The organism is Streptomyces sp. NPDC008238 (genome assembly GCF_042956445.1).
Lineage (GTDB): Bacteria > Actinomycetota > Actinomycetes > Streptomycetales > Streptomycetaceae > Actinacidiphila.
Map to the genome: position 1 here is coordinate 409,499 of NZ_JBIBGK010000002.1, position 22,039 is coordinate 431,537.

The following is a 22,039-nucleotide window of genomic DNA, read 5'->3' on the forward strand; positions in this document are numbered from 1 at the left end:
CCCCGGGCCCCGGGAGGACTGGATGATGAGCGCGGAGCGCGACGGGCTGCCCGAGGGACGGTACGGGCGGGGTGCCGGCGCCGACGCGCGCGCGGACCGCAGGCTGCGGCTGGTCGGCTCGGTGCTCGGCGTCGTCCTGCTGCTGTTCGTCGGCTGGATCGGCTGGGACAAGCTCACCGGCACCGAGGTCAGCGCCGAGGTGATCAAGTTCCAGGTCGTCTCCGACCAGGCGGTCCAGGTCCACATCGAGGTGCGCAAGGACACCGGCGTCACCGCGGTGTGCACCCTGCGCTCGCTCGCCGAGGACCACGGCGAGGTGGGCCGCAAGGACGTTCGCCTCAATCAGCACACCAGTCGCATCGACACCGTCGTCACCATTCGCACCACGAGTCGCGGGACTTCCGCGGAACTGGTCGGCTGCCAAGGCGCCGCCTGATCCGACCTGCCCGGCCATTCGCCCCGTGAGCTGGGCCGATGGCTTCTTGATGGCATTCCTCTCGCCGATTGTGGGGGGGAATTGTTACGCTCGTGGTTTCGCCCTCCCGCGAAGACGCATCTTTTTGGGTAGGGCGTTCATTTGTAAGCAAGCGAGTTCGAGTACGACGAGGAGCACCTGTGACCCAGACCAGCGAGAACGTCACCTGGCTGACCCAGGAGGCGTACGACCAGCTCAAGGCCGAGCTGGAGCACCTGTCGGGTCCCGCACGCGCCGAGATCGTCGCCAAGATCGAGGAAGCCCGCCAGGAGGGCGATCTCAAGGAGAACGCCGGCTACCACGCGGCACGCGAGGACCAGGGCAAGCTGGAGCTCCGGATCCGCCAGCTGACGCAGCTCCTGCAGCACGCCAAGGTGGGCGAGGCCCCGGCGGACAACGGCGTGGTCGCGCCCGGCATGGTCGTCACGATCGCCTTCGACGGCGACCCGGACGACACCCTGACGTTCCTGCTCGGCTCGCGTGAGTACGTCTCCTCCGAGCTGGAGACCTACTCCCCGCAGTCGCCCCTGGGCTCGGGCGTGAACGGCAAGAAGATCGGCGAGGACGCGACGTACGAGCTCCCGAACGGCAAGAAGGCCTCGGTGAAGATCCTCGACGCCAAGCCGCACAGCGGCTGAGGCCGCACCGGAACGCGGACGAGCCCCCGGCCGGGAAGGCCGGGGGCTCGTCGCGTGCCGCGGGCGTGCGCCCGCGGGCCGGGCTCAGGCGGTCGCCGAACGGTACTTGCGCACCGCGAGGGTGCGGAAGACCAGGATGATGACGATCGACCACAGCACCGAGGCCAGCGCCGGGTGCTGCATCGGCCAGACGTCCGGCGTCTGGTAGCCGGGCGGGAGGTTGCCGAACAGCTCCCGGCAGGCCAGCACGGTGGAGCTGAACGGGTTCCACTCGGCGATGTGCCGCAGCCAGGGGGTCATCTGGTTGGAGTCCACGAAGGCGTTCGAGATGAACGTCAGCGGGAACAGCCAGATCAGGCCGCCGGAGGTGGCCGCCTCCGGGGTACGGACGGAAAGGCCGATCAGGGCGCCGATCCAGGAGAACGCGTAGCCCAGCAGGAGCAGCAGGCCGAACGCGGCCAGTGCCTTGGGCAGGCCCTCGTGGACGCGCCAGCCGACGAGCACGGCGACGATCGCGAGGACCACGACGGTGAGAGCCGTCTGCACCAGGTCCGCCAGGGTGCGGCCGGTGAGCACCGCGCCGCGGGCCATGGGCAGCGAGCGGAAGCGGTCGATGAGGCCCTTGTGCATGTCGTCCGCGATGCCGGCGCCGGCGCCGGCGGTGGCGAAGGTCACGGTCTGGGCGAAGATGCCCGCCATCAGGAACTCGCGGTAGAGCGCGGGGCTGGTGGAGCCGCCGACGTTCATGGAGCCGCCGAAGACGTAGCTGAACAGCACCACGAACATGATCGGCTGCACGAGGCCGAAGATCACGACCTCGGGGATGCGCAGCATGCGGATCAGGTTCCGCCGGGCGACGACCAGCGAGTCGCGGACGGACTGCACGATCGGGTTGGAGGTGCGCGGCGCGCTGGTGGGGACCGCGTCGGTCACCGTGGTCACTGGGACTCCTCTTCCTTCTCCTCGGCGGCGTGGCCGGTGAGGGACATGAACACGTCGTCGAGCGTGGGCCGGCGCAGACCGATGTCGTCGATCTCGATGCCACGGGTGTCGAGCTCGCGGATGACCTCGGCGAGCAGCTTGGCGCCGCCCGAGACCGGGACGGTGATCCGCCGGGTGTGGCCGTCCACGGTCGTCTCGCCCTTGCCGAAGCCGTTCAGCAGCTCGGTGGCGGTCGCCAGGTGCTCGCGGTCGTGGACGACGACCTCGACGCGCTCGCCGCCCGTCCGGGCCTTGAGCTCGTCGGAGGTGCCGCGGGCGATGACCTTGCCGTGGTCGATCACGCAGATGTCGTGGGCGAGGTGGTCGGCCTCCTCCAGGTACTGCGTGGTGAGCAGCAGCGTGGTGCCGCCGGCGACCAGGTCCTGGATGACCTCCCACAGCGCGAGGCGGTTGCGGGGGTCGAGGCCGGTGGTCGGCTCGTCCATGAACATCACCGGCGGCCTGACGACCAGCGCGGCCGCCAGGTCCAGCCGGCGCCGCATGCCGCCGGAGTAGGTCTTGGCCGTGCGGTCGGCTGCCTCGGCGAGGTTGAAGCGCTCGAGCAGTTCCGTCGCGCGGGCCTTCGCGTCCCGGGCGCTCATCTGGTAGAGCTGGCCGACCATCTGCAGGTTCTCGCGGCCGGTGAGGTACTCGTCGACCGCGGCGAACTGGCCGGACAGACCGATCTGCCGGCGCACCTCGTTGGGGTGCTTCAGCACGTCTATGCCGGCCACGACCGCCTTGCCGCTGTCCGGCTGCAGCAGGGTGGTCAGGACGCGCACGGCGGTCGTCTTCCCGGCCCCGTTGGGGCCGAGGAGGCCCAGGACGGTCCCCTCAGGGACGTCGAGGTCCACTCCGTCCAGTGCCCGTACGTCACCGAAGGTCTTCACCAGACCTTCGGCATGGATGGCGCCTGGCATGCGATGTCTCCGATTCGGGGCTGGGGTGCATGGGGACTGTTGTGGGCGCGCGGCCGTGCGGCAGCGCACCACGATGTGTCGCGAGCATCCCAGACGCGATATATCGCGTCAAGCGGATTACTCTCGCTCCGCCCGCACACGCCGTCCCGCGTCCACGACACCCGGCTCCACCATGCCGCACGCCACTGACAATCCGGACCGAACGGCCTCAGAGCAGCACGTACCCCGCCGTCCGCAGCGCCTCCGCCACGGCGGCCCGGTGCTCGGGGCCGCGGGTCTCCAGGTGCAGCTCGACCTCGGCCTCGCTCAGCCCCAACCGAGGATCCGTGCGGACGTGCGCGATGTCCAGCACGTTTGCGTCACTCCCGGAAAGGATCTCCAGCAGCGCCGCCAGCGCCCCCGGCCGGTCCGTCAGCCGCAGCCGGAAGGACATGTAGCGCCCGGCGGCCGCCATGCCGTGCCGCAGGGTGCGCTCCATCAGGAGCGGGTCGACGTTGCCGCCGGACAGCACCGCGACCACCGGCCCGTCGAAGGAGTCCGGCCGCGACAGCAGGGCCGCCACCGGGCTCGCCCCGGCCGGCTCCACCACCAGCTTCGCCCGCTCCAGGCACAGCAGCAGCGCGCTGGACAGCTCGTCCTCGGTGACCGTGCGCACCTCGTCCACCAGGTCGCGGACGATGGCGAACGGCACCTCCCCCGGGCAGCCCACCTTGATCCCGTCGGCCATGGTGGCCACCGAGTCCAGCGCCACCGGCCGCCCCGCCGCCAGCGACGGCGGGTACGCGGCCGCGCCCGCCGCCTGCACCCCGACGATCCGCACCTCCGGACGCATCGACTTCACCGCCACCGCGACGCCGGCCGCGAGCCCGCCCCCGCCCATCCCCACGACGATCGTGCGCACCTCCGGGCACTGGTCCAGGATCTCCAGCCCCACCGAGCCCTGACCGGCCACGATGTCCGGGTGGTCGAAGGGGTGGATGAAGACCGCGCCCGTCGCCTCCGCGTACTCCTGGGCGGCGCGCAGCGTCTCGTCGAAGACCTGCCCGTGCAAGCGCACCTCCGCCCCGTACTCACGGGTCGCCGCGACCTTCGGCAGCGGGGCGCCGGACGGCATGAAGACGGTGGAGCGCACCCCGAGCAGCGACGCGGCCAGCGCCACGCCCTGCGCGTGGTTGCCGGCGCTCGCCGCCACCACGCCCGCCGCGCGCTCCTCCTGCCGCAGCCCCGCGATCCGCACATAGGCGCCACGCACCTTGAACGAGCCCGTGCGCTGCAGGTTCTCGCACTTCAGGTGCACCGGGGCGGCCACCAGACGGGACAGGTGACGGCTTCCTTCCATCGGTGTCACGCGGGCCACACCGGACAGCATCTTGTGCGCGCCGCGCACATCGTCGATGGTGACCGGACACGGCCGCGCGGCCACCGTCGCGCGGATCGTACGACGGGCCTGACGTGCGGGGCTTTCCATGGTCCCCAGTCTTGCAGCAGGGGCGGCCGCCCGGACGGACCGAGCAGTTTTCCGCGGCGGGGTCCCGGGGTGACGCTCTCCGCGTACTCTTCTCCCAACCTTCGCAGGACCGACAGAACGCGAGCTTCCGGCCATGCCCATTCCCCCCTCGGAGATCACGACCGACCTCCTGGAGCGCCTGCAGCACGAGGTGGCGCTCTTCGCCCGCCGCGCGGAACAGACGCGCCTCGGTGGCGTCGGCAAGGCCCGCAACTCCATGGACCGGGCCGCGTACCTGCTGCTCCACCGCCTGGACAACGAGGGCCCGATGGGCGTCAAGGCGCTCGCGGAGGGCATGGGCATCGACTCCTCCACCGTCACGCGGCAGGTCGCCCCGCTCGTCGACAGCGGACTGGTCAAGCGCACCTCCCACCCCGAGGACGGGCGGGCGGTCGTGCTCGCGCTCTCCCCGCGCGGGCGTTCACGCCTGGAGGAGGTCCGCAGCTCGCGGCAGCGGCTCATGGAGGTCGTGACCGAGGACTGGACGCCCGAGGAGCGCGAGTCCTTCACCGACCTCCTGGGCCGGTTCAACTCCGCGCTGGCGCAGTACCACTCGTCCGTCACACAGGGAGACGAGCAGAACTCTTGACCTGAGGTCGCCGTCTGCCGTCCCATGTCGCTGTGGGAGAGCGCCGGGAGGCAGCGGAGCGCCTGCGCGAGGCCGAGTTCGAGGCCTTCGCGGCGGGCGCGGCAGGGCGGCTGCTGCACGTCGCCGTCCTGCTCACGGGGGACCGGGCGGAGGGGACCGAGCTGCTGTGCGCCGCCCTGTCGCGCACCTACGCGGACTGGTTCCGGATGCGGGGGGAGGACCCGTACGCCTTCACCCGCGCCGAACTCGTCCGCCGCTTCGCCCACCGGCCCCGCTGGCGGCGCCCCCGCGGCGGTGTGCTCGGCACGCTCGGCGTGCGGGAGCGACTGGTGATCGTGCTGCGGCTGTACGAGGGCATCGCCGAGGAACAGGCGGCCGCGCAGCTCGGCATGCCCTCGGAACGCGTACGGGCGGTCACCCTGCGCGCCACGGCGGCGCTGCGCAGCCGGCCCGTGGGGGGCGGCAGGGGCCGCCGGGAGCAGCAGGCGCAGGCGCAGGCGGGGGCGCAGGCGGGGGCCAGGGGGGCCGCATCGTGAGCCCGTACGACCGCAAGGAGGACGAGGTCCGCCGGCTGCTCGACGGGCCGCACCCCGCGGTCCCCCTGGACCTCGCCCCGCGCGCCGCCGAGCGCGGCCGCCGCGTCCTGGCCCGGCGCCGCGTGGTGCACGCCGTGCTGTGGACGCTGCTCGTCGTGGGGGTCGTCGTCGCGGTCGTCCTCGCGGTGTTGTGGTGGCCGGCGGGGGATCCGCTGGAGACGACGCCGGGCCAGTGGTGACGGCTGCGCCGGGCCACCTGGTCGTCGGCGGTGCCCCTTGCGGCCCGTTTGGTTGTATGCGGCGCCGTTGTGGTTTCTGTTGGGTTTCTCCCCCACCCGCCCTCCCGATTGCCCGGCGCGATTGGTGCGGGCCTGCGCACTGTGCATGGGTGGGCCGGGGGCGGGGCCTCCGGGGTGGGCATTCTGTACCGCATATTTATGTGCATGACGGGCACCACTCGTCGGTGCCGTCGCTGCCGCACATCAAATACACGTCAGCGTCCAGAACGCCCACCCCTACGACCCCACCCCCTCCGCCGGTTCCGCGACCAACGGCCGGTCGGGGGTCACAAGGCAGCCCGGGGACACCGCACCTGTCCAACACACCCCGAACTGGACACCCTGCGCACAGACGATGAGGGCGCCGCCCAGGGGCGGGACGGGGCTCGGTAGCAGACATGGGCAGCGCCCCAGACCGCCTCAACACCCCCCACCGGCCGTCGTGAGCACACAGCGGCCGGTGGGAGTGTGGCGGGAGTACTCCCCCTAGTCGAAGGCTAGGGAGAGTTGAGCGGCGAACCCGGTGCCGAATGATGCGGGCTGAACCCGTGGGGCCGTGGGGCAAGCGCGCGGTTCGGGGCACCCCGGACTGCCTTCTGACCCCCCACCGGCCGTTGTGCGCCCATACGACGGGAGGGGGTGTGTCGGGGTGCGCCCGGAAACGACGAGCGGCGGACGCGGTGCCGAATGATGTGGGGGTAAACCGCGAGCGTTGAGGACGTGCGCCGGCGCGGCGCCGACCCCACAACGACGTGCGAGACCCGCACCAACCGTGCCGGGCAATCGGGCGGGAGGGCGGGAGGCAGCCCGCCGCAGGCGCAAACAACCCGCACACAACAACGGGGCTGCGGGGGGCACCCCCCGCGACACCGGTGCGGCACAGCGCAGCGCTACGCGCTGAGGGCCTGCCGAAGGTCCTCGAGGAGGTCGTCGACGGACTCGATGCCCACGGACAGCCGCACCAGATCCGCCGGCACCTCGAGTGCGGACCCCACGACGGAGGCGTGCGTCATGCGGCCCGGGTGCTCGATGAGGGACTCGACGCCGCCGAGGGACTCCCCCAGCGTGAACAGCCGCGCCCGGTTGCAGACCTCGACCGCCGCCTCCTCGCCGCCCGCGACGCGGAAGGAGACCATGCCGCCGAACCGCTTCATCTGCTTGGCCGCGACGTCGTGCCCGGCGTGCTCGGGCAGCCCCGGGTAGTAAACCTGGGTCACCTTGGGGTGCAGCGAGAGCAACTCCGCGACGCGGGCGGCGTTCTCGCTGTGCCGGTCCATGCGGACCGCGAGCGTCTTGATGCCCCGCATCACCAGCCACGCGTCGAAGGGGCCGGCGACCGCGCCCATCGCGTTCTGGTGGTAGGCCAGTTCCTCGCCGAGTCCCGCGTCGGCCGCGACCAGTGCGCCGCCGACCACGTCGGAGTGGCCGCCCATGTACTTGGTGGTGGAGTGCACCACGACGTCGGCGCCGAGCGCCAGCGGCTGCTGCAGGTAGGGGCTGGCGAAGGTGTTGTCGACGACGAGCCGGGCGTCCGCGCCGCGCGCGACGTCCGCGAGGGCGGCGATGTCGGTGATCCCGAGCAGGGGGTTGCTGGGGGTCTCGACCCAGATCAGCTTCGTCTCGGGCCGCAGCGCGGCACGGACCGCCGACGGGTCGGAGGTGTCGGCGACCGACCACTGCACGCCCCACCGCTCGACGACCTTCGCGAAGAGCCGGAAGGTGCCGCCGTACGCGTCGTTGGGGATGACGACGTGGTCGCCGGGCTTGAGGACCGTACGCAGCAGGCAGTCCTCGGCGGCCAGGCCGGACGCGAACGCCAGGCCGCGGCGGCCGCCCTCGAGCGCCGCGAGGTTCTCCTCCAGCGCGGTGCGGGTGGGGTTGGCGGAGCGGCTGTACTCGTAGCCGCCGCGCAGGCCGCCCACCCCGTCCTGCTTGTACGTGGAGACCTGGTAGATCGGCGTGACCACGGCCCCGGTCGCGGCGTCGGCCGGCTGACCCGCGTGGATCGCGAGGGTCTCGAAGTTCTGGTGCTGCTGCTCGCTCATACCGCCGAGCGTAGTGCGAGCCGCGGCCAGGGACGTGCCGCCCGGGCCCGCGTAGGCTTGGTCATCATGGAATTCCTGTGGGTGCTGTACGGCGTACTGCTGTTCTCCGCGATCGTGCTGGTGCCCCGCATGCTGCGCAACCGCGGTGTGCGGGCCGTCGCCGCGGTCGATCCCGTCCGGTACGGCTTCGTGCCCCGGGAGGACATCGACATCCGGCTGCCGGGTCCGGACGACGAGCTGACGCAGGCGCTGACCGCGACCCAGCGCACCCAGGACTGGCGCGCGGTCGCCGCGCTCCTCAAGGGCACCCCGGCCGAGGGCGAGCTGCGCTGGCAGCGGGTGCAGACGCTGGCGGGGGCCGCGGCGGTCGAGCTGGCGCAGTCCCCCGGCACGGGCGCGGCATGGCTGCGCACCTGGCGGGTCGAGGACGCCAAGGACGCGGGCGGCGCGGCCGTCCACGCGGCGTTCCTGGTGCAGCGGGCCCGGCGGGAGCCGGCCGGCTCCCCGGACGTGCCGATGATCCTGGAGGAGGCCCGTACGGTCGCCGAGCAGGCCGCGCTGCTCGCGCCGGGCGACCCCGTGCCGTACGTCGTGGCGCTCGCGGCCGGCGCGGACTTCGCCGCCGCCTGGGAGAAGGTCGTCTCCCGCGCCCCGCACCACATGGGCGCCCACCTGGCCGCCCTCGCCCGCCTCCCGGAGGACGCCGCGCGCGACTTCGCCGAGCGGGCCGCCTCCTCCGCGCCCGAGGGCAGCCTGCTGCCGGCGCTGCCGCTCTTCGAGGTCTTCGCGCACCTGCCGGAGGTCATCCTCGTGCGCGGCTTCTACGAGAGCGAGGTCGTCTCGCGGGCCATCGGCGGCGCCCTCTACGCCACCGAGCACGCCTCCCCCTCCGACCCGGTGCTGCCCGTGGTGCGGCACCTGCTGGCGGCCTTCCTGCTGCGCGCGGAGCGCTACCCGGAGGCGGTCGAGCAGTTCCGCGCCGTGGACGGCTACGCGGGCGCGGTCCCCTGGGCCCACGACGCCGACCCGGCCGCGTCGTACGCCGCCCACCGGGCGCAGGCGCTCGCGGGGCTGGAGTGGAACTCCGTGCGCGGGCGCGCCCGTTGACGCCGCGCCTGCCCACCCCGGAGGAGGCGATACCGGGCCGGCCCGCGCCCCTGTACACGGTGCCCGTCGGGCACACCGTGCTCGGCCGTCCCCTCACCGGCCCCTACCCCGCCGACCTGGAGGTCGCCGACTTCGCGCTGGGCTGCTTCTGGGGCGCCGAGCGCGTCTTCTGGCGGACGCCCGGCGTGTGGACGACGCTCGTCGGCTACGCGGGCGGGTACACGGAGAACCCGACGTACGAGGAGGTCTGCAGCGGCCTCACCGGCCACGCCGAGGTGGTGCGCGTCGTCTTCGACCCGGCGCTGATCACGTACGCGGAACTGCTGAAGGTGTTCTGGGAGGCCCACGACCCCACCCAGGGCCACCGCCAGGGCAACGACGTCGGCACCCAGTACCGCTCCGCGGTGTACACCCACTCCCCGGGCCAGCTCGCCACCGCCCTCGCCTCCCGCGACGCCTACCAGGCCGCCCTGCGCGCCAGGGGGCACGGCACCATCACCACGGCGGTCGTCCCCGCGGGCCCCTTCCATCCGGCCGAGGCCTACCACCAGCAGTACCTGGACAAGAACCCCGGCGGCTACTGCGGCATCGAGGGCACGGGCGTGGCCTGCCCGGTCGGCATCGCGTCGGCCGGCGGCTGAGCCCTCCGGGCGGGTCCCGGCCCGGAGCGGGAAATTCGATTGCCCCCGGCCGGCCGATGCGCGCTAATACGGCGCATGGCCGATATCCAGGGCACGTACGACGACCTGTTCACCGCGGTGCCGGGCGCGCTGGCCGGACTGCTGGACGAGGGGGACGCGGGGGGCTCGGTCGCGGTCTTCGTGGACGGCGAGCCCGTGGTGGACGTGTGGGGCGGGTTCGCCGACGCGGCCCGGACGGTCCCGTGGCAGCGGGACACGGTCACCGGCGTCTGGTCCGTCACCAAGACGATGACCGCGCTGTGCGCCCTGGTCCTGGCGGACCGTGGCGACCTCGACCCGGACGCGCCGGTCGCCCGCTACTGGCCGGAGTTCGCCGCGGCGGGCAAGGAGAAGGTGCTGGTGCGGCACGTGCTCGCGCACACCGCGGGACTGCCCGACTGGGACGGGCCGGTCGAGGAGCTCTACGACTGGCCGGCCGCCACCGCGCGGCTGGCCGCGCTGGCCCCGCAGTGGGAGCCGGGGACCGCGGCCGGGTACCACTCGCTCACCCAGGGCCATCTCGTGGGCGAGGTCGTGCGGCGCGTCACCGGCCTCAGCGTGGGTGAGTTCTTCGCGCGGGAGGTGGCCGGGCCGCTGGGCGCCGACTTCCATATCGGGCTGCCCGCCGAGCACGACCACCGGGTGGCGCTCGCCGTCCCGCCGCCCTCCCGCGACGAGGACTACACGGCGAGCGCGCGCGACGCCGCCTCCCCCGCCTCCGGCACCGCCATCCGGCTCCGCGACGGCAACAGCGTGGCCTGGCGCCGCGCGCAGATCCCCGCGGCGAGCGGTTTCGGCAACGCCCGCTCGGTCGCCCTCGTGCAGTCCGTGCCGGCCTGCGGCGGTGCGGTGCGCGGGGTGCGGCTGCTGTCGCGGGCGGGCTGCGACCGTGCGCGGGAGGAGCAGTTCAGCGGTGACGACCGCGTCCTGGGCATGCCACTGCGCTGGGGTCTGGGCTACGGGCTGTTCGGCGACTCCTTCGGCTGGGGCGGCTGGGGCGGCTCGATCGTCATGGTCGACCCCGGTGCCCGCATGACGGTGGCGTACGTGACCAACCAGATGCGCGAGCCCGCGCAGGACAACCGGGGCCTGGAACTCGTGATGGCCGCCTACGACGGCCTCACGGGCCTGCGGGCCGGCAAGGGCTGACGCTTCGCGCGTGGCACGGCGGCCGTCCGCCGGGGGACGAAGTCCCTTGTCCGGAGCGCCGCTTGGGCGGCCCGCCGCCGCCGCCGTCAGGCGGTCGGCGCCGGGCCGCTGCTCGCGCGGACGGTGAGTTCGGGGCCGAGGAGGCGGACCTCCTCCGTGGGGCTGCCGCCCAGCTTGGCGATGACGAGTTCGACGGCGTGCCGGCCCATCTGCTGCGCGGGTATGGCCACCGAGGTGAGCTGGGGGGCGGCGTCGGTGGCCACCTGCTCGGGGCAGACGGCGACGACGGAGACGTCCTCGGGCACGGCGCGGCCCTGCTGCCGCAGGAGCCCGAGCAGGGGGCCGATGGCGGACTCGTTCTGGACGACGAGCGCGGTGGTGTCCGGCCGTTCCTCGAAGATGCGGGAGAGGGTCCCGGCGGTGGACTCGTAACTGCCCTCGCAGGGGCGGTGGATGACCCTCAGTCCGCGGGCGGCGGCGCGGGAGCGCAGGCCCTGGAGGGTGCGCTCGGCGAAGCCGGTGTGGCGCCGGTAGACCGCGGCGGCCTCCCCGACGACGGCGACGGAGCGGTGGCCGAGGTCGGCGAGGTGGTCCGCGCAGAGGGCGCCGGTGGCGGCGAAGTCGAGGTCGACGCAGGTGAGTCCGGCGGTGTCGGCGGGCAGTCCGACGAGCACGGCGGGCCGGTCGCCGGCGCGCAGCAGCGGGATGCGCTCGTCCTCCAGCTCGACGTCCATGAGGATCATCGCGTCGGCGAGTCCGCTGGCCGCGACCCGGCGGACCGCGGTGGGGCCCTCCTCGCCGGTGAGCAGGAGGACGTCGTGGCCGTGCCGGCGGGCCGTCGTGGCGACCGCCATCGCGATCTCCATCATGACGGGGACGTACATGTCTGTACGGAGCGGCACCATGAGGGCGATGATGTTGGAGCGGCTGCTGGCCAACGCCCGCGCACCGGCGTGCGGGTGGTAGCCGAGTTCCTGGATGCTCCGTTCGACCCGCCGGCGCGTGCTCTCGGAGATCGACCGCTTGCCGCTGAGGACGTACGAGACGGTGCTGGCGGAGACCCCGGCATGGCGGGCTACCTCGGCGAGTGTGACCATCCGGATCCCCATCCCCCACGACTGTCGAAGCGCTTCGACAATGAGGCTACCGGGGACCCGATACCCCTGTCCAGACATGTGTCGAAGCGCTTCGACAACCTCACGCCGACCAGGAACCCTGCGCACGGAGTGACGCTTGAGCCGCCCGCGGCGGGCGGTCCATACTGCGCCTGCGAGGCGGGGGGCCGTGCGACGCGCGTACACGCCCGGGGACCGGCGCTCCCGCGCGGGCCGACCGGACACGAGGGGGACACGTTGCACCGACGTCGGAAGAACACGCGCGCGGCGACACCGACCGCCGGCGCCGTCCCGCCGGGCGGGACGGGAGGCACACCGTGAACGCCACGCTCGGCGCGATGGTCACCGGGGTCGTCGGGGTGCTGGGCACCCTGTTCGCGCCCGTGCTCGCCCAGCGCGCCGACGACCGGCGGCGCCGGGCGGAGGCCGCCGAGACGGAGCGCCTGCGCCGCTTCGAGGAGCGGCGGGCGGCGTACACCGCGATGAACCGGGCCTCACGGCAATTCCACACGCTGCTCAAGGACGCCCTGCACCGGATCAGGGACGGGGTCTACTCCGCCGAGGAGCGGGACGCGGTCGAGGAGTCCCGGCGCGACCACCGGGACCGGTACGCCGAGGCGCAGATGATCGTCCCGGAACGCGTCCTGGCGGCCTCACGGGAGGTCAACCGCGTCCTGGCGGCGGCGGACGCCGCGGCCAAGCGCCTCGACCGGGGCCTCGGCGCGGACGGCGAGAGCGCGCGGACCGCGCTGGAGGCCCTGAAGGACGCCGAACCCCTGCTGCGGACGATGCAGCGCCTGATGCGCGAGGACCTGGGCGTCACGGACTGAACGCCGCACGGCCCCCGGCGACGCGCGCCGGGGGCCGTGAGCCGGGGACGGGGTAGGGCGGTTCAGGCCGCGGGGGTCCGCTCGGTGACGGTGATCCGGCCCTTCTTGATGGTGGCGACCCTCGTGGCGCGCCGGGCGATGGCGGAGTCGTGGGTGACCATGACGAAGGTCAGTCCGTACTCCTTCCACAGCCCCTCCAGCAGCGCGAGGATCTCGTCGCGGGTGCCCTCGTCGAGGGCACCCGTGGGCTCGTCCGCGAGCAGCACCTTGGGGCGCTTCACCAGCGCCCGGGCGATCGCCACGCGCTGCTGCTGACCGCCCGACAGTTCCCCGGGCAGGTGGTGCAGCCGGTCGCCGAGGCCGACGGAGGCGAGGGCCTCGGCGGCACGGGCACGGCGTTCGGCGGCCTTGACGCCCAGCGGGACGAGGGCGGTCTCGACGTTCTCCTGCGCGGTCAGGGTGGGGATCAGGTTGAAGCTCTGGAAGATGATGCCGATGCTCTGCGACCTGACCTTGGTCAGCCGGGACTCGCCCAGCCGGGCCAGGTCGACGCCGTCCAGTTCCACCGAGCCCTCGCTCGGGCGGTCGAGGCCCCCGAGCATCTGCAGCAGCGTCGACTTGCCGCCGCCGGTGGGGCCCTGGACGACGAGCTGGTCGCCGTCCTCGATCACGAGGTCGACGCCGCGCAGCGCGTCCACGACGTCCTTGCCGCGCGAGTAGCGCTTGGTCACGCCGCTCAGCTTGTACATGAGGTGACTCCTGAGGTCCTGAAGGGGAAGGGCGGGGGCCGCGCGGCGCCGGGGGGAGGGGTGCGGAACGCGGCCCCCGGTCTCGGGGACGGGCGCGGGCTACTCGACGCGGCGCAGGGCGTCCGCCGGGCGCAGCCGCGAGGCCCGCCAGCCGCCGAAGGTCCCGGCGACCAGACCGCCGGCGACCGCCAGGACCACCGCGAGCACGATGGTGTCGACCTCCACCGGCGCCTGGAGGGTGATGTGCAGGGCGTCGGCCGCGGCGCGCCGGGCCGGGCCGCCCGGCCCGAAGCCGCCGCCCCCGCCACCGCCGCCGCTCCCGCTCCCGCCCACGGTGGCCTCCAGGGTGGGGCTGATCGCGGTGATGAGGTAGGCGCAGCCGAGGCCCAGGGCGATGCCGAGGGCGCCGCCGATGAGGCCGTTGACGATCGCCTCGCCCATGACCTGCCGGGTCACCCGGCCGCTCTTCCAGCCCAGCGCCTTGAGGGTGCCGAACTCGCGCACCCGGCGGCTGACCGCGGAGGAGGTCAGCAGTCCCGCGACGAGGAAGGCCGCGACGAGCACCGCGATCGACAGCCACTTGCCCACGTTGGTCGCCAGGTCCGAGGCGGTGGACAGCGAACCGGAGACCGTGGAGGCCAGGTCGGAGGAGGTGGTCACCGTCGTGCCGGAGACGTTCTTCTGGATCGCGGACTTGACGGAGTCGATCTTCTTGGAGTCACTGGCCTGGACGTAGACCGTGGTGACCTTGTCCTTGGCGTCCGCGAGCGTCTGCGCCTGCTTCAGCGGGATGTAGACGTTGGCGGAGGAGGAGCCGCTGTCGGCGGTCGCGATGCCGATGACCTCGAACGCGGTGCCGGAGATGGTGAGCGTCTTGCCCACCGTCAGCTTCTTCTGCTTCGCATAGGCGCTGTCGAGCACGGCCACCTTGGCGTCGGCCTGCGCGGCGGTGAAGGTCTTCCCCGAGGTGATCTTCGACGAGGTCAGCGGGCCGAGGCCGAGGTGGGCGACGTCCGTGCCGTAGACGGTGAAGTTGTTGATGGCGAAGTCGGCGCCGCCGCCGCGCACCTCGCCCTGCGGCTGCCCGTCGCCACCCTGGCCCCGCTGCCGGTTGCCGCCGCCCGGCGCCTGCTGGAACTCGCCGCGCTGGAACTGGCCGTCGACCTTGATGACGACCAGGCTCAGCCCGCCGACCGCCTGCTCGACCCCGCTCTGCCCGGCGACCTGGTCGACGACCGAGGACTTCAGCGACTGGAAGCCCTGGACCATGACGCGGTCGCTGCTCTGCTCCTTGTCGTCGCCGCGCGCGTCGAACCGGAAGCGCGGGCGTTCCGAGGAGGAGGAGTCGGGGTCGGCGGCCTTGGTGACGGTCATGTCGGTGCCCAGGCCGTACAGCGACTCCAGCACCTTGCCCTGGGCCTGCTGCATGCCGGCCGACACCGAGTTGACGGTGATCACCAGGGCGATGCCCAGTGCGAGGCCCATCGCGATGACGAGCGCCGCCTTTCTGCGGCGTCGGAGTTCGCGCCGGAGGTACGTGAAGAACATGCGATTCCTCGCCGGGTCGGGAGAACGGGAAGCGGGGGGAGGGCAGTGCCTCACGCTCCGCTGCCGCGACCGTAGGAACCAGCCGTGATGAGAGCCTGAGCGGCCGATGAGAGCGGCATGAGAAACCCCTCCGCCGGGGCCGCGCGACCGCTGCAGTACCTTGCCCTGGACCCGCCGTGCACCCGCGGGGCCCGGCCCGCGGCGGATTCGCGGAAGGACGGGGCGGGGACGCGGGCCGGATGAGAGGGTCGGCGCCCGGCGGGACGTCCTGACGGGGACGCCGGTGGGGGCACGAGTGGCCGCACGAAGTGGGGAGAAGCGGATATGACGGACGGAACACCGTGGGGCGGCGGCGGTTGGGGTCCCGCCCACGGAACCGGAGGCGGCACGGGAGGCGGCGGCTTCGGACCGCCGCCCCCGCCGGCGCCGCCGTACCCGCCGCAGCCGCAGGCCCATCAGCAGGCGCCCTGGTACCCGCCGCACCCCGGCTACCCGCCGCCGCCCCGCCGGCGCGGCCCGCTGCTGGCCGTGGCCGGGCTCGCCACCGCGGCCCTGGTGGCCGGCCTCCTCATCTGGGCGCCCTGGAGCGGTGACGGCTCCGGCGACGGGAGGTCCCCCTCGGCGACCGCGCCCAGGGATCCGGCCGCGGAGGCCGGCCGCATGCTGCGCGAGGCCGCGGACACCATCGGGGAGGCCGAAGTCGTCTCCTACCGGGGCGACTTCGCCCTCGACAGCGGGGCGAGCACCCCGTTCGACCTGCAGACCACCCCGGGCGGCTGGGGCCGCGGCTCGCTGCAGGACCAGGGCTCGACCGTGCGGTTGCTCACCACCGACGACCACCGCCTGACCAAGGCCGGCAAGGCGTACTGGAAGGACCGCGGTTACGCGGGCGACCTCCTCGACCGGATCGACGGCCGCTGGATGGACTCCTCCGCCGACCTGCCCGAGATAGACGACCTGACGACCCCTCTGGACCCCTCCAACGTCGCCGCCCTGCTCCGTGACGCCGCCGATCGCGGGCGCCCCGACGCCATCTCCTCCTCCACGGTCGCCGGACGGCCCGTCAAGGTGCTGACCACGACCGGCGGCCGCTTCTGGATCAGCGAATCCGTCCCCCGCACGCTGCTGCGGCTCGCCGCCGGCGACTCCCCCGCCGCCTCGGGACCGCTGCCCCTGCCCGACGGGCTGGACACCACGGTGAGCGCGCTCGGCGGCGCCGACCGCCAGACCTTCACGACCGCCTACGACCGTGACCTCGCCGCCCTGAAGTCCGCCGTCGACCCCGCGGTCAGCTTCAGCACCACGGGGAAGGCCCGCTTCACCCCCTGCGGCAACAGCAGTTGCACGGCCCGCTTCACCCTGCAGAACTCCGTGTACGACGACCTGGGCGCCGAGGATGCCTCCGACGACCCCGTCTACGCGGAGATCAGCATCGACATCACCCTCGACGGCCGCAAGGTGAAGACCTGCACCTTCCAGAAGAAGATGCAGCCCTCCGGCACCGTGTCGCTCACCTGCACGGCCACCTACAGCGCCGCGACCACCAAGGACCACACCGTGCGGGGGCTCCCCGACGCCTGGGCGCGGGCGGTGCCGGACGGCGAACTCGCGCGGCTGCGCGCGGACTTCGCCAAGGGCGTCGTGGACGGTCAGGCGGCCTGAGCCACCCGGCGGCTTTGTGTGCCCGGGGTCCATGGTTGTGGCCGGTCGTCGTGTGCGGGTCCGTTGTGGTTGCTGTTGGGTTTCTCCCCCGCCCTCCCGCCCGATTGCCCGGCATGGTTGGTGCGGGGCTGCGCGCTGTGGGTTGGTGGGCCGGGGGCGGGGCCTCCGGGGTGGGCATTCTGTACCGCATATTTATGTGCATGGCGGGCAGCACTTGTCGGTGCCGTCTGTGCCGCACATCAAATACACGTCAGCGTCCAGAACGCCCACCCCTCCGACCCCACCCCCTCCGTATCGACGGCGACCAACGGCCGGTGGGGGGCGCAAGGCGGCCCGGGGGCACCGCACCTGTTCTACGCACCCCCAACGGGACACCCTGCGCCCGCGCAAAGGGGCTGGGGCGTGGGCGGGGTGCTCCCCCTGGCCGAGGGCCGGGGGAAACGGGCGGCGGACCCGGTACCGAATGATGTGGGCTTGAGCCGCGGGGCTGTGGGGGGCAGAGGGCGGTTCCGGGTACCCCCGCACGCCTATCTGACCCCCGCCGGCCGTTGTGCGCCCATACGACGGGAGGGGGTGTGTCGGGGTGCTCCCCCTGGCCGAAGGCTGGGGGAGACGAGCGGTTAAGTGCGGTGCCCAAGGACGTAGGGCCAAACCGCGAGCGTTCTGGGGGTCCCCCCGGCCGAAGGCTGGGGGAGTGCGCCGGCGCGGCCCCGACCCCACAACGACGTGCGAGACCCGCACCAATCGCGCCGGGCAATCGGGAGGGAGGGCGGGCAAAAGCCCCCAACAGAAACCACAGCGGCGCCGCACCCAACAACCGGCCGCAACCAAAACCCCCGGCCACAAACCCCCTTGCCGGGAGTTCACTCGAACGCGTTCGCTGGTACCCCATGAGGTACACACAACTCGGCCGCACCGGCCTCAAGGTCAGCCGCATCGTGCTGGGCACCATGAACTTCGGCGGTCAGACGGACGAGCCCACCAGCCACACGATCATGGACGCCGCACTCGACGCGGGCGTCAACTTCTTCGACACCGCGGACATCTACGGCGTCGCCGAGGAGAAGGGCCTGACGGAGAAGGTCCTCGGGCGGTGGTTCGCGCGGGGCGGGGGCCGCCGCGACAAGGTGGTCCTGGCCACGAAGGTGTACGGGAACATGTCGGCCGACGGGAAGGCCTGGAACGAGCAGGCGTGGCCTAACCACGACCGCCTCAGCGCCGTCAACATCCGCAGGGCGGTCGAGGCCAGCCTGCGCCGGCTCGGCACGGACCACATCGACGTCTACCAGTTCCACCACGTGGACCGGCGCACCCCGTTCGAGGAGATCTGGCAGGCGGTCGACGTGCTGGTGCGCCAGGGCAAGATCCTGCACGCGGCGTCGTCGAACTTCCCCGGGTACAAGATCGCGCAGGCCAACGAGGCGGCCGCGAACCGCGGTTCGATGGGCCTGGTCAGCGAGCAGTGCCTGTACAACCTGGCGGAGCGCCGCGCCGAGATGGACGTCGTCCCGGCGGCGCGCGAGTACGGGCTCGGTGTCATCCCGTGGTCGCCGCTGCACCAGGGCCTGCTGGGCGGCGCGCTGCGCAAGGAGCGGGAGGCCAGTGGGGCCCGCACCAAGGTGGGGCGGTCCGCGGCCGGGCTGGCCGACCCGGTCGTCCGGGCCCGCGTGCAGGCGTACGAGGACCTGCTCGGCAAGCACGGCCTGGAGCCCGGCGAGGTGGCGCTGGCCTGGCTGCTCACCCGGCCCGGGGTCACCGCGCCGATCGTGGGGCCGCGTACGGCGGAGCAGTTCGCCTCGGCGCTGCGCGCGGTGGAACTGGAGCTGGACGAGGAGCTGCTGGCGGGCCTCGACGAGATCTTCCCGGGACCGGGTCCGGCCCCGGAGGCCTTCGCCTGGTGATCCGCAGGGACGCCGGCCCGGGCCGCTCCGGGCCGGACCGACCCGGCCCCACCCGAACCGACCCGGCCCCACCGGGGCCCGTTCCCTCAGGCCGGCGTCCCCGCGAGCCGCTTCGTCAGCACACGCTCGGACCGCCCGTCCGGCATGACCCCGCCGGGCCCCCCGTCGTCCGTGAAGCCGTTGCGCACGTAGAGCGCCGTCGCCACAGCGTTGCCCTCGGCGACGGCGAGGTGGAGCAGGGAGGCGCCCGCCGTGCCCGCGGCCCACTCCTCGACGGCCCGGATGAGCCGGTCGGCGACGCCGCGGCCGCGGGCCTCGCCGGCCACCCACATCGAGATCAGCTCGGCGCTGTCGGGGAGTTCGCCGGGGACGCCGCCGGCCATGCCGCGGGGTTCGCCGTCGACGAGGGCGACCAGGTGGTACGAGCCGGGCAGGGCGAGCCGGGCGCGCCAGCGTTCCTCGCGGTCGCCGTCGCCCTGCCAGTCGGCGAGGCGGGCGCCGAAGGCCTGCGGCGCGTCGGCGAGCGCGGCGAGGCGCAGTCGCCGCCAGAGCGGCCAGTCGTCGGGGGTGAGCACACGCAGTTCGATCACCCCCGCAGGGTGCCGCCGGGGCGCGCCCGGCGGCAACCCTGTTTCCCGGCGTCTCAGCGGGTGCCGAGCAGGTGGTCCATGGCGAGCTGGTCGAGCTGCTCGAAGGCGGAGCCGCGGGTCGCGACGGCGTCGGCGTCGAACTCCTCGTAGGCGCCGCGGTCGGCGAGCAGGTCGGCCAGGGACTCGCCCTCGCCGAGGGTCGGCTGGGCCAGCTGGTCCAGGCGGGAGGCCTTCAGCGCCTCCTGCACGGCCGGGTCGGCACGGAACGCGGCGGCGCGCTCCTTGAGGATGAGGTAGTTGCGCATGCCGCCGGCGGCGGACGCCCACACGCCGTCCATGTCCTCGGTCCGCGGGGGCTTGAAGTCGAAGTGGCGCGGGCCCTCGTAACCGGCCGACTCCAGCAGGTCGACCAGCCAGAACGCGGAGCGCAGGTCGCCGGCGCCGAAGCGCAGGTCCTGGTCGTACTTGATGCCGGTCTGGCCGTTGAGGTCGATGTGGAAGAGCTTGCCGTGCCACAGCGCCTGGGCGATGCCGTGCGGGAAGTTCAGCCCGGCCATCTGCTCGTGGCCGACCTCGGGGTTGAGGCCGACGAGCTCGGGGTGGGCCAGCTCGTTGATGAACGCCAGCGCGTGGCCGATGGTCGGCAGCAGGATGTCGCCGCGCGGCTCGTTCGGCTTGGGCTCGATGGCGAAGCGGAGGTCGTAGCCCTGCTCCAGGACGTACTCGCCGAGGAGGTCGAAGGCCTCCTTGAAGCGGTCGAGCGCGACCCGCACGTCCTTGGCGGCACCGGACTCGGCGCCCTCGCGACCGCCCCAGGCGACGTAGACCTTGGCGCCCAGCTCGGCGGCGAGGTCGATGTTGCGGATGGTCTTGCGGAGCGCGAAGCGCCGCACCTCGCGGTCGTTGGCGGTGAAGCCGCCGTCCTTGAAGACCGGGTGCGTGAAGAGGTTGGTGGTGGCCATCGGCACCTTCAGGCCGGTGGCGTCCAGGGCCTGGCGGAACCTCTTGATGTGGCCCTCGCGGGCGGTGTCGTCCGAGCCGAAGGGGATCAGGTCGTCGTCGTGGAAGGTGACGCCGTACGCACCGAGCTCGGCCAGCCGGTTGACGCTCTCGACGGGGTCGAGGGCGGGTCGGGTCGCGTCACCGAAGGGGTCGCGGCCCTGCCAGCCGACGGTCCAGAGACCGAAGGTGAACTTGTCCTCGGGGGTGGGGGTGAAACTCATCGCGGCGGCTCCTATTCGTAAGACCACTGAACAAATTAATATGCCATCGCCGCTTTGTGAAGGGAGCCGCAGGATGGGTAACGGACCGATCGCGCTGGGTGTGGACAGCTCCACCCAGTCGACCAAGGTGCTCGCCGTCGACGTGGAGACGGGCGAGGTGCTGGCCAGGGGACAGGCCCGGCACACGGTGAGTGAGGGAGCGGGCCGCGAGACCGACCCCGAGGTGTGGTGGCGCGCGCTCGGCGCCGCCCTCGCCCAGATCGGGCCCTACGCCGAGCGCGCCGACGCCGTCTCGGTCGGCGGCCAGCAGCACGGCCTGGTCGTCCTCGACCCGGTCGGCCGGCCCCTGCGGCCCGCAATGCTCTGGAACGACGTGCGGTCCGCCCCGCAGGCCGCCGCCCTGGTGGAGCGGCACGGCGCCGCGCACTGGGCGCGGCGCTTCGGCAGCGTGCCGGGCACGAGCTTCACCGTGACCAAGTGGGCCTGGCTCGCCGAGCACGAGCCCGAGACGGCGAAGGCCGCGGCGGCCGTCCGCCTCCCGCACGACTTCCTCACCGAGCGGCTCGCCGGCGCGGGCGTCACCGACCGGGGCGACGCCTCCGGCACCGGCTGGTGGGCGACGGACACCGAGACGTACGACGAGGCGCTGCTCGCGGAGATCGGCCTCGACCCGGCCCTGCTGCCCCGGGTCCTGGGCCCCGGCGAGGCCGCCGGCGTCACCCTGCCCGGGCTGCCGCTGCGCGAGGGCGTCCTGGTCGGCGCCGGCACCGGCGACAACGCCGCCGCTGCCCTGGGCCTCGGGCTCGCCCCCGGGCAGCCCGCGCTCAGCCTCGGCACCTCCGGCACCGTCTACACCCCGGCCACCACCCGGCCCACCGACCCCACCGGCATCGTCGCGGGCTTCGCGGGCGGGCACGGCGACTGGCTGCCGCTGGCCTGCACCCTCAACTGCACCCTCGCCGTCGACAAGATCGCGGGGCTGCTGTCGCTGGACCGCGAGGCGGTCGAGGCGGGCGGCGGCACGGTCCTGCTCCCGTTTCTCGACGGCGAGCGCACCCCGAACCTGCCGTACGCCTCCGGGCTGCTCACCGGGCTGCGCCACGACACCACCCCGGGGCAGATCCTCCAGGCCGCCTACGACGGCGCGGCGTACGCCCTGCTCACCGCCCTGGACCAGGTCCTCGCGGTCGACGGCGCCGGCTCGGACGAGCCGCTGCTGCTGATCGGCGGCGGCGCCCGCGGCACGGCGTGGCGGGAGACCGTGCGGCGCCTGTCGGGCCGGGCCGTCCGGATCCCCGTGGCGGACGAGCTGGTCGCCCTCGGCGCGGCCGCGCAGGCCGCCGGGCTGCTCACCAAGGAGACCCCGCAGGCCGTCGCCCGCCGCTGGGACACCACGGCCGGCCCGTCCTACGACCCCGTCCCGCGCGACGACGCCGCGCTCGACCGCCTGGCGACGGCGCTGGCCGACTCCTTCGACGTGCGGTGAGCCGCTCCCCCCGCCCGGGGCCCGTCCCCC

At 73.4% G+C, this 22,039-nt stretch carries 21 protein-coding genes; 12 read left to right on the top strand and 9 right to left on the bottom strand.

Annotation, left to right across the window (positions count from 1 at the left end; translation table 11 throughout):
- Positions 1-25 precede the first annotated feature (25 nt).
- Together ACFZAU_RS06680 and greA are read left to right on the top strand one after the other, a co-directional pair.
- A complete protein-coding gene (locus tag ACFZAU_RS06680; protein ID WP_499610251.1) occupies positions 26-436 on the top strand; it encodes a DUF4307 domain-containing protein in 411 nt (136 codons plus the stop codon).
- 179 nt (positions 437-615) lie between these two features.
- On the top strand, positions 616-1,113 hold the full coding sequence (gene greA, locus ACFZAU_RS06685; RefSeq protein ID WP_500459117.1) for a transcription elongation factor GreA: 498 nt from the start codon (positions 616-618) through the stop codon (positions 1,111-1,113).
- A gap of 84 nt (positions 1,114-1,197) precedes the next feature.
- Here the strand turns inward: greA and ACFZAU_RS06690 are convergent, their stop codons facing one another.
- From ACFZAU_RS06690 to ilvA, 3 genes are all read right to left on the bottom strand, one after another.
- The gene (locus tag ACFZAU_RS06690; RefSeq protein WP_499610127.1) at positions 1,198-2,055 is read right to left on the bottom strand and encodes an ABC transporter permease; all 858 of its coding nucleotides are present in this window, start codon (positions 2,053-2,055) and stop codon (positions 1,198-1,200) included.
- A complete protein-coding gene (locus ACFZAU_RS06695) occupies positions 2,052-3,014 on the bottom strand; it encodes an ATP-binding cassette domain-containing protein (protein WP_499610124.1) in 963 nt (320 codons plus the stop codon). Before ACFZAU_RS06695 ends, ACFZAU_RS06690 begins: the two co-directional genes overlap by 4 nt.
- 208 nt (positions 3,015-3,222) lie before the next feature.
- Positions 3,223-4,383, bottom strand: coding sequence for a threonine ammonia-lyase (gene ilvA / locus ACFZAU_RS06700; RefSeq protein WP_500459384.1), 1,161 nt, complete (start codon positions 4,381-4,383; stop codon positions 3,223-3,225).
- Between the two features lie 232 nt (positions 4,384-4,615).
- On the opposite strand from ilvA, the gene ACFZAU_RS06705 reads away from it, so the two are divergent.
- From ACFZAU_RS06705 to ACFZAU_RS06715, 3 genes are read left to right on the top strand one after another with little or no spacing between them, the layout of a single operon-like run.
- A complete protein-coding gene (locus ACFZAU_RS06705; RefSeq protein ID WP_089224297.1) occupies positions 4,616-5,110 on the top strand; it encodes a MarR family winged helix-turn-helix transcriptional regulator in 495 nt (164 codons plus the stop codon).
- 32 nt (positions 5,111-5,142) lie between these two features.
- Positions 5,143-5,646 carry a sigma factor-like helix-turn-helix DNA-binding protein gene (locus ACFZAU_RS06710; protein WP_500551348.1) on the top strand — a complete coding sequence of 168 codons (504 nt, stop codon included), beginning with the start codon at positions 5,143-5,145 and terminating at the stop codon, positions 5,644-5,646.
- Positions 5,643-5,885: a hypothetical protein gene (locus ACFZAU_RS06715; protein ID WP_499610118.1), complete on the top strand. Its 243-nt coding sequence runs from the start codon at positions 5,643-5,645 to the stop codon at positions 5,883-5,885. Before ACFZAU_RS06710 ends, ACFZAU_RS06715 begins: the two co-directional genes overlap by 4 nt.
- A 929-nt stretch (positions 5,886-6,814) precedes the next feature.
- Here ACFZAU_RS06715 and ACFZAU_RS06720 read toward each other — a convergent pair.
- Positions 6,815-7,969 (bottom strand): cystathionine gamma-synthase, encoded by a 1,155-nt coding sequence (locus ACFZAU_RS06720; protein WP_499610117.1) that lies wholly within the window; start codon positions 7,967-7,969, stop codon positions 6,815-6,817.
- Positions 7,970-8,035: 66 nt separating this feature from the next.
- Here ACFZAU_RS06720 and ACFZAU_RS06725 point away from each other — a divergent pair, with 66 nt between their 5' ends.
- From ACFZAU_RS06725 to ACFZAU_RS06735, 3 genes are all read left to right on the top strand, one after another.
- A complete protein-coding gene (locus ACFZAU_RS06725) occupies positions 8,036-9,076 on the top strand; it encodes a hypothetical protein (protein ID WP_500551349.1) in 1,041 nt (346 codons plus the stop codon).
- Positions 9,073-9,717, top strand: a complete 645-nt coding sequence (gene msrA / locus ACFZAU_RS06730; protein WP_500551350.1) for a peptide-methionine (S)-S-oxide reductase MsrA — start codon at positions 9,073-9,075, stop codon at positions 9,715-9,717. Before ACFZAU_RS06725 ends, msrA begins: the two co-directional genes overlap by 4 nt.
- Before the next feature lie 75 nt (positions 9,718-9,792).
- Positions 9,793-10,905 carry a serine hydrolase domain-containing protein gene (locus ACFZAU_RS06735; RefSeq protein ID WP_500551351.1) on the top strand — a complete coding sequence of 371 codons (1,113 nt, stop codon included), beginning with the start codon at positions 9,793-9,795 and terminating at the stop codon, positions 10,903-10,905.
- Between the two features lie 86 nt (positions 10,906-10,991).
- On the opposite strand, the gene ACFZAU_RS06740 is transcribed toward ACFZAU_RS06735, so the two are convergent.
- Positions 10,992-12,002, bottom strand: a complete 1,011-nt coding sequence (locus tag ACFZAU_RS06740) for a LacI family DNA-binding transcriptional regulator (protein ID WP_500459110.1) — start codon at positions 12,000-12,002, stop codon at positions 10,992-10,994.
- A 335-nt stretch (positions 12,003-12,337) separates the two neighbouring features.
- Here ACFZAU_RS06740 and ACFZAU_RS06745 point away from each other — a divergent pair, with 335 nt between their 5' ends.
- Positions 12,338-12,850, top strand: a complete 513-nt coding sequence (locus ACFZAU_RS06745; RefSeq protein ID WP_499610105.1) for a hypothetical protein — start codon at positions 12,338-12,340, stop codon at positions 12,848-12,850.
- 62 nt (positions 12,851-12,912) lie between these two features.
- On the opposite strand, the gene ACFZAU_RS06750 is transcribed toward ACFZAU_RS06745, so the two are convergent.
- Entirely contained in the window at positions 12,913-13,599 is a 687-nt protein-coding gene (locus ACFZAU_RS06750; protein ID WP_500459108.1) for an ABC transporter ATP-binding protein, read from the bottom strand.
- Between the two features lie 99 nt (positions 13,600-13,698).
- A complete protein-coding gene (locus tag ACFZAU_RS06755; RefSeq protein ID WP_500551352.1) occupies positions 13,699-15,147 on the bottom strand; it encodes an ABC transporter permease in 1,449 nt (482 codons plus the stop codon).
- A gap of 324 nt (positions 15,148-15,471) precedes the next feature.
- On the opposite strand from ACFZAU_RS06755, the gene ACFZAU_RS06760 reads away from it, so the two are divergent.
- Together ACFZAU_RS06760 and ACFZAU_RS06765 are read left to right on the top strand one after the other, a co-directional pair.
- Positions 15,472-16,809: a hypothetical protein gene (locus ACFZAU_RS06760; protein ID WP_500551353.1), complete on the top strand. Its 1,338-nt coding sequence runs from the start codon at positions 15,472-15,474 to the stop codon at positions 16,807-16,809.
- Between the two features lie 890 nt (positions 16,810-17,699).
- A complete protein-coding gene (locus ACFZAU_RS06765; RefSeq protein ID WP_500551354.1) occupies positions 17,700-18,710 on the top strand; it encodes an aldo/keto reductase in 1,011 nt (336 codons plus the stop codon).
- An 86-nt stretch (positions 18,711-18,796) separates the two neighbouring features.
- On the opposite strand, the gene ACFZAU_RS06770 is transcribed toward ACFZAU_RS06765, so the two are convergent.
- Positions 18,797-19,300, bottom strand: coding sequence for a GNAT family N-acetyltransferase (locus ACFZAU_RS06770; RefSeq protein WP_500551355.1), 504 nt, complete (start codon positions 19,298-19,300; stop codon positions 18,797-18,799).
- A 53-nt stretch (positions 19,301-19,353) separates the two neighbouring features.
- Entirely contained in the window at positions 19,354-20,523 is a 1,170-nt protein-coding gene (gene xylA, locus ACFZAU_RS06775) for a xylose isomerase (RefSeq protein ID WP_499611858.1), read from the bottom strand.
- Between the two features lie 73 nt (positions 20,524-20,596).
- On the opposite strand from xylA, the gene xylB reads away from it, so the two are divergent.
- The gene (xylB, locus tag ACFZAU_RS06780) at positions 20,597-22,009 is read left to right on the top strand and encodes a xylulokinase (RefSeq protein WP_500551356.1); all 1,413 of its coding nucleotides are present in this window, start codon (positions 20,597-20,599) and stop codon (positions 22,007-22,009) included.
- Positions 22,010-22,039: the final 30 nt, after the last annotated feature.

What these genes read in the sequence shown, in the direction of transcription:
- xylA (WP_499611858.1), bottom strand. Translation starts at nt 20,523, where the DNA reads ATGAGTTTCACCCCCACCCCCGAGGACAAGTTCACCTTCGGTCTCTGG.
- ACFZAU_RS06725 (WP_500551349.1), top strand. Translation starts at nt 8,036, where the DNA reads ATGGAATTCCTGTGGGTGCTGTACGGCGTACTGCTGTTCTCCGCGATC.
- ACFZAU_RS06765 (WP_500551354.1), top strand. Translation starts at nt 17,700, where the DNA reads ATGAGGTACACACAACTCGGCCGCACCGGCCTCAAGGTCAGCCGCATC.
- ACFZAU_RS06735 (WP_500551351.1), top strand. Translation starts at nt 9,793, where the DNA reads ATGGCCGATATCCAGGGCACGTACGACGACCTGTTCACCGCGGTGCCG.
- ACFZAU_RS06750 (WP_500459108.1), bottom strand. Translation starts at nt 13,599, where the DNA reads ATGTACAAGCTGAGCGGCGTGACCAAGCGCTACTCGCGCGGCAAGGAC.
- ACFZAU_RS06695 (WP_499610124.1), bottom strand. Translation starts at nt 3,014, where the DNA reads ATGCCAGGCGCCATCCATGCCGAAGGTCTGGTGAAGACCTTCGGTGAC.
- xylB (WP_500551356.1), top strand. Translation starts at nt 20,597, where the DNA reads ATGGGTAACGGACCGATCGCGCTGGGTGTGGACAGCTCCACCCAGTCG.
- ACFZAU_RS06755 (WP_500551352.1), bottom strand. Translation starts at nt 15,147, where the DNA reads ATGTTCTTCACGTACCTCCGGCGCGAACTCCGACGCCGCAGAAAGGCG.
- ilvA (WP_500459384.1), bottom strand. Translation starts at nt 4,383, where the DNA reads ATGCTGTCCGGTGTGGCCCGCGTGACACCGATGGAAGGAAGCCGTCAC.
- ACFZAU_RS06705 (WP_089224297.1), top strand. Translation starts at nt 4,616, where the DNA reads ATGCCCATTCCCCCCTCGGAGATCACGACCGACCTCCTGGAGCGCCTG.
- ACFZAU_RS06680 (WP_499610251.1), top strand. Translation starts at nt 26, where the DNA reads ATGAGCGCGGAGCGCGACGGGCTGCCCGAGGGACGGTACGGGCGGGGT.
- ACFZAU_RS06760 (WP_500551353.1), top strand. Translation starts at nt 15,472, where the DNA reads ATGACGGACGGAACACCGTGGGGCGGCGGCGGTTGGGGTCCCGCCCAC.
- ACFZAU_RS06740 (WP_500459110.1), bottom strand. Translation starts at nt 12,002, where the DNA reads ATGGTCACACTCGCCGAGGTAGCCCGCCATGCCGGGGTCTCCGCCAGC.
- ACFZAU_RS06720 (WP_499610117.1), bottom strand. Translation starts at nt 7,969, where the DNA reads ATGAGCGAGCAGCAGCACCAGAACTTCGAGACCCTCGCGATCCACGCG.